General features: G+C 72.0%; 10 protein-coding genes. 4 read left to right on the forward strand and 6 right to left on the reverse strand.

Annotation, left to right across the window (positions count from 1 at the left end; genetic code table 11):
* Nucleotides 1–13: 13 nt before the first annotated feature.
* Genes RM812_RS11830 through RM812_RS11845 form a run of 4 tightly spaced genes read right to left on the reverse strand, consistent with a single transcriptional unit; the run spans nucleotide 14 to nucleotide 4,126 of the window.
* On the reverse strand, nucleotides 14–1,219 hold the full coding sequence (locus tag RM812_RS11830) for a sensor histidine kinase (protein ID WP_311572533.1): 1,206 nt from the start codon (nucleotides 1,217–1,219) through the stop codon (nucleotides 14–16).
* 8 nt (nucleotides 1,220–1,227) lie between these two features.
* Nucleotides 1,228–2,985 (reverse strand): sodium/solute symporter, encoded by a 1,758-nt coding sequence (locus tag RM812_RS11835; protein WP_311572425.1) that lies wholly within the window; start codon nucleotides 2,983–2,985, stop codon nucleotides 1,228–1,230.
* 19 nt (nucleotides 2,986–3,004) lie between these two features.
* On the reverse strand, nucleotides 3,005–3,364 hold the full coding sequence (locus tag RM812_RS11840; protein WP_311572426.1) for a hypothetical protein: 360 nt from the start codon (nucleotides 3,362–3,364) through the stop codon (nucleotides 3,005–3,007).
* A 3-nt stretch (nucleotides 3,365–3,367) separates the two neighbouring features.
* Complete coding sequence (locus RM812_RS11845; RefSeq protein ID WP_311572427.1) at nucleotides 3,368–4,126, reverse strand: LytR/AlgR family response regulator transcription factor; 759 nt, start codon at nucleotides 4,124–4,126, stop codon at nucleotides 3,368–3,370.
* 77 nt (nucleotides 4,127–4,203) lie between these two features.
* Here RM812_RS11845 and RM812_RS11850 point away from each other — a divergent pair, with 77 nt between their 5' ends.
* The 3 genes from RM812_RS11850 (at nucleotide 4,204) to rocD (ending at nucleotide 6,889) form a co-directional block, all read left to right on the forward strand.
* Nucleotides 4,204–4,707 carry an Lrp/AsnC family transcriptional regulator gene (locus tag RM812_RS11850; RefSeq protein ID WP_311572428.1) on the forward strand — a complete coding sequence of 168 codons (504 nt, stop codon included), beginning with the start codon at nucleotides 4,204–4,206 and terminating at the stop codon, nucleotides 4,705–4,707.
* Between the two features lie 125 nt (nucleotides 4,708–4,832).
* A complete protein-coding gene (gene ddaH, locus RM812_RS11855; protein ID WP_311572429.1) occupies nucleotides 4,833–5,672 on the forward strand; it encodes a dimethylargininase in 840 nt (279 codons plus the stop codon).
* On the forward strand, nucleotides 5,669–6,889 hold the full coding sequence (gene rocD, locus RM812_RS11860; protein ID WP_311572430.1) for an ornithine--oxo-acid transaminase: 1,221 nt from the start codon (nucleotides 5,669–5,671) through the stop codon (nucleotides 6,887–6,889). Before ddaH ends, rocD begins: the two co-directional genes overlap by 4 nt.
* Before the next feature lie 8 nt (nucleotides 6,890–6,897).
* On the opposite strand, the gene RM812_RS11865 is transcribed toward rocD, so the two are convergent.
* Complete coding sequence (locus tag RM812_RS11865) at nucleotides 6,898–7,353, reverse strand: RpiB/LacA/LacB family sugar-phosphate isomerase (RefSeq protein WP_311572431.1); 456 nt, start codon at nucleotides 7,351–7,353, stop codon at nucleotides 6,898–6,900.
* Nucleotides 7,354–7,506: 153 nt separating this feature from the next.
* Here RM812_RS11865 and proP point away from each other — a divergent pair, with 153 nt between their 5' ends.
* A complete protein-coding gene (proP, locus tag RM812_RS11870; protein ID WP_311572432.1) occupies nucleotides 7,507–9,021 on the forward strand; it encodes a glycine betaine/L-proline transporter ProP in 1,515 nt (504 codons plus the stop codon).
* 54 nt (nucleotides 9,022–9,075) lie between these two features.
* Here proP and RM812_RS11875 read toward each other — a convergent pair whose 3' ends face one another.
* The gene (locus RM812_RS11875; RefSeq protein WP_311572433.1) at nucleotides 9,076–12,273 is read right to left on the reverse strand and encodes a M20/M25/M40 family metallo-hydrolase; all 3,198 of its coding nucleotides are present in this window, start codon (nucleotides 12,271–12,273) and stop codon (nucleotides 9,076–9,078) included.
* Nucleotides 12,274–12,304: the final 31 nt, after the last annotated feature.

The following is a 12,304-nucleotide window of genomic DNA, read 5'->3' on the forward strand; positions in this document are numbered from 1 at the left end:
GCCTGCCCGCCACTCACTCGCGGCCGAGCCGGCCCGCCGAGTGCACGCCCGGCTGGTACTTCGGCAGCCGGACGGTGATCTTCATGCCCGCGCCGACGGCCGTCTCGATGACGAGGCCGTGGTCGTCTCCGTAGACCTGGCGGAGCCGGTCGTCGACGTTGGACAGCCCGATGCCGCCCGACGGGCTGACCTCGCGCGCCAGGATGCGGCGGAGCAGGCCGGGGTCCATGCCGACGCCGTCGTCCTCGATGACGACCAGCGCCTCGGCGGCGGCGTCCTGCGCGGTGATCTGGATGCGGCACGTGCCGGACTTGCCCTCCAGGCCGTGCTTGACGGCGTTCTCGACGAGCGGCTGGAGGCAGAGGAAGGGCAGGGCGACGGGCAGAACCTCGGGGGCCACCTGGAGGGTGACGGCGAGGCGGTCGCCGAAGCGCGCCCGCACCAGCGCCAGGTAGTGGTCGATGGCGTGCAGCTCGTCGGCGAGGGTGGTGAAGTCGCCGTGCCGACGGAACGAGTAGCGGGTGAAGTCGGCGAACTCCAGCAGCAGTTCGCGGGCGCGCTCCGGGTCGGTGCGCACGAACGAGGCGATCACCGCGAGCGAGTTGAAGATGAAGTGCGGGGAGATCTGGGCCCGCAGCGCCTTGATCTCGGCCTCGATGAGCCGGGTGCGGGACTGGTCGAGGTCGGCCAGCTCCAGTTGGACGGAGACCCAGCGGGCGACCTCGCCGGCCGCCCTGACCAGGACGGCGGACTCGCGGGGCGCGCAGGCGACGAGGGCGCCGTGCACCCGGTCGTCGACGGTGAGCGGGGCGACGACCGCCCAGCGCGCCGCGCAGTCGGGGGTGTCGCAGGTGAGCGGGAAGGCCTCGCCGCGGCCCGTCTCCAGCGGTCCGGCGAGGCGTTCCATGATCTCGGTGCGGTGGTGGGCGCCCACGCCGTCCCAGACCAGGACCTCCTTGAGGTCGGTCAGGCACAGCGCGTCCGTGCCCAGCAGGGAACGCAGCTTGCGGGCCGACTTGCCGGCGGTCTCCTCGGTCAGACCCGCCCGAAGCGGAGGGGTGGCCAGGGAGGCGGTGTGCAGGGTCTGGAAGGTGGCGTGCTCGACGGGGGTGCCGAGCCCGCCGAGGTTCTGCGGGCGGGCCGTGCGCCGCCCCAGCCAGAAGCCCGCGGCCAGCAGCGGGAGGACGGCGACGACCAGGCCGGCCAGGAAACCGCTCATGGAGCCGCTCACCGGGTCACCTCCTCGCGCGGCTCGTCCGCGCGCGGTTCCTGTGGGCGCCGTTCTTCGGTGCGCAGTTCTTCCGGAAGGTGGAAGCGGGCCAGGATCGCGGCCGTTCCGGCCGGTATCCGGCCCGGCGTGGCCAGGGAGACCAGCACCATGGTGAGGAAGCCCAGCGGCATGGACCACAGGGCGGGCCAGGCCAGCAGCGCGTGCAGGGCGCCGCCGCCCGGGAACCCCGCCATCGTGGCGGCGACGGCGAGCAGCGCCGAGCCGCCGCCCACCAGCATCCCGGCTGCGGCGCCGGGCGGGGTCAGCCGCCGCCACCAGATGCCGAGGACGAGCAGCGGGCAGAAGGAGGACGCGGACACGGCGAAGGCGAGTCCGACGGCGTCGGCGACCGGCAGCCCGCCGACCAGCGCGCTCGCCGCCAATGGCACGGCCATGGCGAGGACGGTGCCGAGCCGGAAGTGCGGCACGCCGCGGGACGGCAGCACGTCCTGGGTGAGGACGCCCGCGACGGCCATGGTCAGCCCCGACGCGGTGGACAGGAACGCGGCGAACGCGCCGCCCGCGACCAGCGCGCCCAGCAGGTCGCCGCCCACTCCCCCGACGACGCGGTCGGGCAGCAGCAGGACGGCGGCGTCGGCGTCGCCGGTGAGGGTGAGCTCGGGGGCGTAGAGGCGGCCGAGGGCGCCGTAGACGGGCGGCAGCAGGTAGAAGGCGCCGATCAGGCCGAGCACGGCGACGGTGGTGCGGCGGGCGGCGACCCCGTGCGGGCTGGTGTAGAAGCGGACCACGACGTGCGGCAGGCCCATGGTGCCGAGGAAGGTGGCGAGGATCAGCCCGTACGTGGCGTACAGCGGGCGTTCGGTGCGGCTCTCGGCCCGCGAGGGTGACAGGGCGTCGTCGGCACCGGGTCCGGCGGCCGGGACCGGGGTGTCCTTCGCGAAGGTGAGGCGGGTGCCGGCCTCGATGTGGTGGGTGCCCGTGGAAAGGCTCAGCCGGGTGCCGTCGTGGGCGCGGCCGTCCACCGTGCCGTCGACGGTGACGGGCAGCGGACTCTCCAGCTTGAGGGTGAGGCTGTCCTCGACCCGTACGGAGCGCTGCTCGCGGAAGGTGGCCGGTTCCTCGAAGGGTCGGCCGGGCGCTCCGTCGCCCTGCCAGGCCAGCACCAGGAAGAGGGCGGGGACGAGCAGGGCGGTGAGCTTAAGCCAGTACTGGAAGGCCTGGACGAAGGTGATGCTGCGCATGCCGCCGGCGGCGACGATGGCGGTGACGACGACGGCGACGATCACCCCGCCCAGCCAGTCGGGGGCCCCGCTCAGCACGGTGAGGGTGAGTCCGGCGCCCTGGAGCTGGGGCAGCAGGTACAGCCAGCCGACGCCCACGACGAAGGCGCCCGCCAGCCGCCGTACCGCCTGGGAGGTGAGCCGGGCCTCGGCGAAGTCGGGCAGCGTGTAGGCGCCGGAGCGGCGCAGCGGGGCGGCGACGAAGAGCAGCAGGACAAGGTAGCCGGCGGTGTACCCGACGGGGTACCAGAGCATGTCGGGGCCCTGGACGAGGACCAGGCCGGCGATGCCGAGGAAGGACGCGGCGGAGAGGTACTCGCCACTGATGGCGGCGGCGTTGAGGCGGGGGCCGACGGTGCGGGAGGCGACGTAGAAGTCGGAGGTGGTGCGGGAGATGCGCAGACCGAAGGCGCCGACGAGGACGGTCGCCACGACGACCAGCGCGACGGCGGGTATGGCGTAGCCGGAGTTCATGGCGCTTCCAGGGACAAGGTCATCGGTCCTCGACGAGGCGTACGAAGTCGCGTTCGTTGCGCTCGGCGCGGCGCACGTACCAGCGGGCGAGCAGGACCAGCGGGGCGTACAGGCCGAAGCCGAGGACGGCCCATTCCAGGCGGCGGGCGCCGGGCATCGCCGCGAACAGCAGCGGCAGCGGTCCGACGAGGAGCCCGAGGACCGCGAACGCGGTGAGGCCGGCGCGCAGCTGGCTGCGCATGAGCGAGCGGACGTAGGTGTGGCCGAGGGTGGTCTGCTCGTCGATCTCGGTGCGCGGGCGGTAGTAGCCGGGGGCCCTGCCGGTGCGCCTGGGCGGGCCGGTGACGGTGACGCGGCGTTCGGTGGGGTCCTGGGGCACTTCTCACGGCCTCCGCATGAGCAGGTCCCGCAGTTCGCGGGCGTGGCGCCGGCTGACCTGGAGTTCCTCGGTGCCGACCAGGACGCTGACGGTGCCCGCGTCCAGGCGGAGTTCGCCGATGTGGCGCAGGGCGACGAGGTGGCGGCGGTGGATGCGGACGAAGCCGCGGGCGCGCCAGCGCTCCTCCAGGGTGGACAGGGGGATGCGGACCAGGTGGCTGCCCTTGCCGGTGTGCAGGCGGGCGTAGTCGCCCTGGGCCTCGACATGGGTGATGTCGTCGACGGGGACGAAGCGGGTGACGCCGCCGAGTTCCACGGTGACGTGGTCGGGGTCGGGTTCGTGCACGGGGATGCGCGGAGCGGGGGCCGCGGTCCCCCGTCGTTCGGCGGCACGGCGCACCGCCTCGGCGAGCCGTTCCCTGCGGACGGGTTTGAGGACGTAGTCGACGGCCTTGAGGTCGAAGGCCTGGACCGCGAAGTCCTCGTGCGCGGTGACGAACACGACGAGCGGCGGGCGGGCGAACCCGGTCAGCAGCCGGGCGAGGTCCAGTCCGTCGAGGCCGGGCATCTGGATGTCGAGGAAGACGACGTCGATGGCGTCCGGCCCGTCGGGTCCCGACTCCAGGGCGCGGTTGATGCGGCGCAGGGCCTCGGTCGCGTCGTTCGCGCCCTCGGCCGTACCGATCCGGGGATCGGCGTTCAGGAGGTACACGAGTTCCTCGAGCGTGGGGCGTTCGTCGTCGACAGCCAGGGCGCGCAGCATGAACGTGGAGTGTAGGAGCAATCGGTACGCCTGCACACGCCCGCGCCGTGGACGTATCCGCTGGATACAGTGCCCGCATGAACGGCAGGCCCACCCCTTTCGACGAGCTCGACCGGAAGATCGTCGCCGCGCTGATGGCGAACGCCAGGACGTCCTTCGCCGAGATCGGCGCGGAGGTCGGGCTGTCCTCGACGGCGGTCAAGCGCCGGGTGGACCGGCTGCGCGAGACGGGTGTGATCACCGGGTTCACGGCGACCGTGCGGCCCTCCGCGCTGGGCTGGCGCACCGAGGCGTACGTCGAGGTGTACTGCGAGGGGGCGGCCCCGCCGAGGCGGCTGGCGGAGGTCGTGCGCGGTTATCCGGAGATCACGGCGGCGATGACGGTGACCGGGGGTGCGGACGCACTGCTGCATGTGCGGGCGCGGGACGTGGAGCACTTCGAGGAGGTGCTGGAGCGCATCCGTGCGGAGCCGTTCATCCGGAAGACGATCAGTGTGATGGTGCTGTCCCACCTGATCCAGGACAGTCCGGAGGCGGGAGCGGGCCTGCTCGCCCCGGAGGACGCAGCGGATGTGCGCTGATCCGGCCGACAACGCAGCGTTCCTGCGGGAACACGCAGCCTTTGTTGCTTGTCGCGCTCGGCCGCCGCTTCCTACCGTGGTGTCAACACCCCGTCACACACTGTGAGGAGCGGAGGTACCCCTCTGTGCCCGAGTCCCGTGTGCCGCGCCGACGGCGCTTCCTGGTCTGCGAACCCAGACACTTCGCCGTGCAGTACGCGATCAACCCGTGGATGAGCCCCGACCGACCCGTCGACGTCATCCGCGCCCTGGACCAGTGGCAGGCACTGGTCGACACCTACCGCGCCCACGGCCACACCGTCGAGACCGTCGCGCCGGTCCCGGGCCTGCCCGACATGGTCTTCGCCGCGAACTGCGCCGTCGTGGTCGAGGGCCGGGTCTTCGGTTCCCTCTTCCACGCGCCGGAGCGCCGTCCCGAGTCCGTGCCCTACGAGGCGTGGTTCAAGACGGAGGGCTTCGAGGTCCAGCACCCCGAGGCGGTGTGCGAGGGTGAGGGCGACCTGGTCCCGGCAGGCCGCTGGATCCTGGCCGGCACGGGGTTTCGCACCACCCCCGAGGCGCACCGCGAGGTGCAGGAGTTCTTCGGACTGCCGGTGGTCTCGCTGACGCTGGTGGATCCATACTTCTACCATCTGGACACGGCGCTCTTCGTGCTCGACGACGGTGCCGACGGGGCCGACGGGAACATCGCCTACTACCCCGGGGCCTTCTCGCCCGGCAGCCGAGAGGTGCTCGAACGGCTCTACCCGGACGCGGTGATCGCCACGCGCCAGGACGCCATGGCGTTCGGGCTCAACTCCGTCTCCGACGGACGACACGTGTTCCTCTCGCCCGGGGCCCGGAACCTGGCCGATCGGCTCACCGCCCTCGGCTACGTCCCCGTCCCCGTCGACCTGTCCGAGCTCCACAAGGCCGGTGGCGGCATCAAGTGCTGCACCCAGGAGATCAGGGAGACCCACTCATGACCGCGCCCGCCCGCACCCGCGGCTCCGAAGAGCTCATCCGCGCGGAGGAGCCCGTCCTCGCGCACAACTACCACCCGCTGCCCGTCGTCGTGGCCCGCGCGGAGGGCGCCTGGGTCGAGGACGTGGAGGGCCGCCGCTATCTGGACATGCTGGCCGGCTACTCGGCGCTCAACTTCGGGCACCGGCACCCGGCGCTGATCGAGGCCGCCCACCGCCAGCTGGATCGGCTGACCCTCACCTCGCGCGCCTTCCACAACGACCGGCTGGCGGGCTTCGCCGAGCGGCTGGCCGCGCTGACCGGCACGGACATGGTGCTGCCCATGAACACGGGCGCCGAGGCGGTGGAGAGCGGCATCAAGGTGGCCCGCAAGTGGGCGTACGACGTCAAGGGCGTCCCGGCGGACCGGGCGACGATCGTGGTCGCGGCGGACAACTTCCACGGCCGCACGACCACGATCGTGAGCTTCTCCACGGACGAGACGGCCCGCTCGGGCTTCGGCCCCTTCACCCCCGGCTTCCGGATCGTCCCGTACAACGACCTGGCGGCCATGGAGGCGGCGGTCGACGAGACGACGGCGGCGGTGCTGATCGAGCCGATCCAGGGCGAGGCCGGCGTGCTGATCCCCGACGACGGCTATCTGGCCGGGGTGCGGGAGCTGACCCGCCGCGCGGGCTGCCTGTTCGTCGCGGACGAGATCCAGTCGGGGCTGGGCCGCACGGGGCACACCCTCGCCGTCGAGCACGAGTCGGTCGTGCCGGACGTGGTGCTGCTCGGCAAGGCGCTGGGCGGCGGCATCGTGCCGGTGTCGGCGGTGGTCGGCAGCCGGGAGGTGCTCGGTGTGCTCCATCCGGGCGAGCACGGGTCCACCTTCGGCGGCAATCCGCTGGCCGCCGCGGTCGGCACGGCGGTGGTGGAGCTGCTGGAGACGGGCGCGTTCCAGCGTCGGGCGGCCGAGCTGGGCGCGGTGCTGCGCAAGGGCCTGGCCGCCCTGGTCGGCAAGGGCGTGGTCGGCTTCCGCGCGCGGGGGCTGTGGGCGGGCGTCGACGTCGACCCGGCGCTGGGCACCGGCCGCGAGATCAGCGAACGCCTGATGCGCGAGGGCATCCTCGTCAAGGACACCCACGGCTCCACGATCCGCCTGGCCCCGCCGCTGACCGTCACCAGTGAGGAGCTGGAGGGCGCGCTCGGGACGTTGGAGAAGGTCCTCACGTCCTGAGGGCTCCGCTACGGAGCGGCCCGGCCATCGTCGAGCCGCTCCACGTACGTCACGTTGCCACGGTCCTCGGCGTCCTCGCTGGGCCCGCCCGCGAACCAGGCGTCGAGGATCTCCCGCAGCAGCGGCGCCGACGTCAGCCGCAGGCTGAGCGCGAGCACGTTGGCGTCGTTCCAGCGGCGTGCGCCGTCCGCCGTGTACGCGTCGGCGCACAGGGCCGCCCGCACGCCCGGCACCTTGTTGGCGGCGATGGACGCGCCCGTGCCGGTCCAGCAGCACACCACCGCCTGGTCGGCCGTGCCGTCGGCGACCGCGCGGGCGGCCCGCTCCGAGCACACCGCCCACTGCGGGTCCGCCCCGGGGCGCAGGGCGCCGTGTGCCAGGACCTCGTGGCCCCGGCCGCGCAGCTCCTCGACGAGGATGCGTGCCACGGGTTCGTCCATGTCGGAGGAGACGGCGATCCGCATGTGCGAAGCGTACTCACTCCGCCCGCTCACGCACCCGCTCACCTCATCGGCTCAACCACATGACCGACGTCACCACCATACCCAGCATGATCGGGGGAACGGTACGACGCGAGAAACGTACGACCAGCAGCACTCCGCCAGGAGCGTCTGCACGTGGAAAGGGAGGCCGCCACGTCCCCCACCGAGAACGGCCCGGCACCCGACGCCGCGGCCATCCGCCGCCACCCGGCTCTGTTCCGGGCCATCAGACGTCGGCAGAACCCCCGACTGCGCCGGTCGGACATCACCGTCACGGACGAGGCCGCGGTCAAGCGAGCCGTGAAGGCGGCCTCTCTCGGCAACGCCATGGAGTGGTTCGACTTCGGCATCTACGCCTATCTGGCGGGCACCATCGGGCGCGTGTTCTTCCCGTCCGGGAGCGACACCGCGCAGCTGCTCTCCTCGTTCGCCACCTTCGCCGTGGCGTTCCTGGTGCGCCCGCTCGGTGGCATGGTCTTCGGCCCGATGGGTGACAAGATCGGCCGCAAGAAGGTGCTGGCGCTGACGATGATCCTCATGGCGATCGGCACCGCCGCCATCGGGCTCATTCCCAGCTACGACTCGATCGGCTTCTGGTCTCCGCTCCTGCTGATCGTGTTCCGCCTGCTCCAGGGCTTCTCCACGGGCGGCGAGTACGGCGGCGCGTCCACCTTCATCGCCGAGTACGCGCCGGACAAGCGGCGCGGCTTCTTCGGCAGCTTCCTGGAGCTGGGCACGCTGGCCGGTTACACCGGCGCCGCCGGTCTCGTCACCGCCCTCACCGCGGGGCTCGGCAGCGACACCATGGACGCCTGGGCCTGGCGCATCCCCTTCCTGCTCGCCGCTCCCCTCGGCATCGTCGGTATCTACCTGCGGCTCAAGCTCGACGACACCCCCGCGTTCCTCAAGCTGGAGGACTCCAACGTCCACATCTCCGAGGCGGCGACCGCGGTGGAGACCACCGCCCGGGGGGACCTCGCCAAGATCTTCCGCACGCACTGGCGCGCACTGGTGCTGTGCATCGCGCTGGTCGGGGCGTACAACATCACGGACTACATGCTGCTGTCGTACATGCCCACGTACCTGTCGGACGAGTTGCACTACAGCGAGAGCCACGGTCTGCTGATCCTGGTGGCCACCATGGTGCTGCTGATGCTGATCATCAACCAGGTCGGCCGGCTCTCCGACCACTTCGGCCGCAAGCCCGTCCTCATGACCGGCATGATCGGCTTCTTCGTCCTGTCCGCCCCGGCCTTCGTGCTGGTGCAGGACGGCAGCCTGCTCGCCGTCTCGGGCGGCATGCTGATGCTCGGCCTGTCCCTGGTCTGTCTGCTCGGCACCATGTCGGCGGCGCTCCCGGCGATGTTCCCCACCAACGTCCGGTACGGGTCCCTCTCGGTCGGCTACAACCTGTCGGCGTCCCTGTTCGGCGGCACGACGCCGCTGGTCATCACCGCGCTGATCAGCGTGACCGGCTCCGACATGATGCCCGCCTACTACGCGATGGCCGCGGCCCTGGTCGGTGTCGTGGCCGTGGCCTGCATGAAGGAGACGGCCCAGAAGCCGCTCGCCGGCTCCCCGCCGTCGGTGCAGACCGAGGAGGAGGCGGCGGAGATGGTCGAGGCGCAGGCCCCGACGCCGAAGTTCTGATCACGCGCCGTGCGGCGGTGGGGCCCTGTGCGGGCCCCACCGCCTTTCCACGGGTCAGACGCTCTCCCACAGGGCGGGGACGTTCGGCGGCTCCCAGCCCGGGTAGGCGGTGTGGCCCTGGACACACCGGTAGCGGACGCCGTTGTAGGTCACCACGTCACCGGCCGCGTAGGTGGCTCCCAGACGCCAGGTGGTCTCCCCGCCGTCGCCGCGCACGGTGAGGGTGTACGTGGTGCTGTGGGTGACGGTGCCCGAGCCCGTGAGGGTCAGCGTGTAGGTGCCGCCGACCGTGCCCGCCTCGACCGCCACGCGGACGGTCGAGGACTGCCCCGCGGTGACCGAGTCCGGGGTGAAGGTCACGGTCACGCCGGCCGGTGCCCCCGACGCGGACAGCCGCACGTTCTGCGCGGCGCCGCTGGTGACGGCGGTCCGCACGGTGACCGTGGCGGACGAGCCGGGATCGACGGTGCCCGAGGCCGGGTCGGCGGAGATCGAGAAGTCGTCCGCCGGGGCGGGCGTGTCACCCACGGAGGTCTTCCAGATCGTGTAGGCGATGCCGTCCGAGCTGCGGTTCAGGGCCGTGGTGTTGACGTTGGCGGTGGTGTCGCAGGCGGAGTGGTAGCAGGGGTCGTAGGAACGGCCCGCGGTGCCGCCCCACTTGGCGGCTTCGGCGGCCGACTTCACGGCCGAGGCGCCGGTGGCGTAGCCGGAGGTGGGAATGCCGACCCGCTGGAAGGAGTAGTCGTCGGAACGGCCCTGGCCCTCGACGTTCTCCTGCGGGGCGAGGCCGAGGGAGGTCCAGTACTCCCTCATCGGGGCGGAGGCCGCCGAGCTCAGGTTGTTGACGAAGTAGCCGCCGTTGACGGAGGCGACCATGTCGAAGTTGTAGTACGCCTTGATCCTTGCGCGCTCGGTGGAGGAGAGCGTCCCCACGTAGAAGTCCGAGCCGTTCAGGCCCTGCTCCTCGTCGGTCCACCAGGCGAAGCGGACCCTGTTCTTCATGGTCGGGTTCTGCTGGGCCAGGGTGAGCGCGGTCTCCAGGAGCGCCGCGGAGCCGGAGCCGTTGTCGTTGATGCCGGGGCCGGCGGCCACGCCGTCGAGGTGCGCGCCGAACATGTACACGCTGTCCGCGTCGCCCTTCGGCCATTCGGCGATCAGGTTGTTGCCCGCGCCGGCGGAGCAGCCTGAAGCGCAGGCCTGCTCGGAGACGGTGTATCCGGCGGCCTGGAGCCTGCCCTTGACGTAGGCGAGCGAGGCGTCGTACCCGGCGCCGGTGGAGCGGCGGTTGCCGCCGTTCTGCGCGGCGATGGTGCCGAACTGCGCAAGGTGCGCCTGCACCCGGGAGACGTCGACGTCGGGCGGGGTGCCCGGGGTGGTGCCGCCGTCGACGGTGAGGGTGTACTGGGCGGTGTGGGACTTGGCGCCCGCGGTGCCCTTGACCGTGATCGAGTGGGTCCCGGCAGCCGTGCCGGCCGACGCGGAGATCCGCATGGTGGAGGCGGAGCCCGAGGTGACCGTCGCCGGGCTGAAGGTGACGCTCACGCCCGGCGGGGCACCGGAGGCCGTCAGCGACACCTGCTGGGCGCTGCCGGAGACGGTGGTGGTGTCGACCGTGGCGTTGACCGCGGAGCCGGGGGCGACGTTTCCGCCGGCCGGGCTCAGCGCCAGCGAGAAGTCGGTCTGCTGACCGGTGCAGGTCGGGTCACCGCTCTGGGCCGGGACGCTGATCGCGTCCCAGGCCGCCCTGCTGGCGTTGAACAGGCCGCAGGAGGCGTCCAGGTTCTTCGCCGAGGTGAGGGTGGCGGTGCGGTACCGCTTGTAGGTCATGCCGCTGGTCTTGAGCAGCATGCCGCCGTAGAAGATCTTGCCGGCGTTCTGGATGCCCACGCCGGTCACCTGCTGGTTGTTGCAGGTGGGGCTGGTGGGCTTGCCGCCGCCGGGGTTGGAGCCCTCGGCCAGGAGGTAGAACCAGTGGTTCATCGGCCCGGCCGCGGCGTGCTCCTCGGTGTTCGGGATGGACGCCGAGTAGCAGGTGGGGTCGTTGTTGACGAGCCGGGGGTCGTACATGTTGCGGATCGGGCCGCGGCCCTGGAGGTCGATCTCCTCGCCGACGGTGTAGTCGGGGGTGTCGTACGGGCTGGGTTCGTTCGCGTAGGCCTCGGTCAGGGCGCCCATGATGTCGCCGGTCGCCTCGCCCAGGCCGCTCTCGTGGTTGGCGCCGCCGGGGGTGAAGGAGTCGAGTCCGTGGCCGAACTCGTGGGCCACCACGTCCACACCGGCGATCCACTTGCCGGCGCTGTTGTGGCCGATGGTCACGGTGGAGCCGTCCCAGTAGGCGTTGAGCTGGTTGAGGCCGACGCGCACCGGCCAGCTGCCGCCGTTGCCGTTGTGGCCGTTGCGGCCGAGCCAGTCGCGGAGCATGTCCGACTGCTTCTGGGCGGCGAACATGACGTCGACGCAGCCGGTCTCCCTGCTGGAGGCGTTGCCGGTGCCCCAGTCGTCGGTCGACTTGGTGAAGAGGCCGCCGTTGTAGTCCGAGCACTGCAGGCCGGGGCGGGTGGTGTCGCGCAGCACGTAGTTGTTGCCCGAGCGGGAGGTGTCGATGGTCAGCGGGTTCGGACCGTTCCACTCGCTGTGGCCGGTGCCGGCGCGCACGTCGTCGTGGCTGTCGACGACCTTGCCGGTGCGGGCGTCCACGAAGACGTGCAGCCTGCTGGGTTCGCGGTCCTCGGTCGTGCCGGTGAGCACGGTCTCCCAGGCCAGGGTCTGGACGTCGTCCTTGACGTGGACGACGAGCCGTTGCGAGACGGCCTTCTCGACCGAGGCCAGCTCGGCACGGCTGGTCCGCTCCGCCCGCTCGGCCTTGATCCGGGCCTGGGTGGGGACCGCGATCGCGGCCTCGGTGGCGGACTGGACGGCACGGATCCGGCCCTTGCCGTCGGCCAGGACGACGGCGTCGCCGCCCACCACCGGCAGCCCGTGGTAGGTGCGTTCATAGGCGACGGAGTACAGGTCCTCGCCCCAGGGGGTGACCTGGTGGCGGTCGTACTGCTCCTCGGGGCCGCCACTGGCGAGGGCGTCCAGGCCGCTGCGCACGGCCTGGTCGGCGGCGGCGACGGCCGTCGCGACGGGGGTGGGCTCGGCCGCGAGGGGTGCGGACGGTGCCGAGGCCGAGGCGAGGGAGGCCGGTACCACCACCCCTCCGAGGGCCATGGCCAGGGACATCCCGGCCATCGCGGTCTTTCTGAGCATCGTCGCTCCTTGTGAGAGGTGTGGGGTCTCA

It is taken from the genome of Streptomyces lancefieldiae (assembly GCF_031845825.1).
Lineage (GTDB): Bacteria > Actinomycetota > Actinomycetes > Streptomycetales > Streptomycetaceae > Streptomyces > Streptomyces lancefieldiae.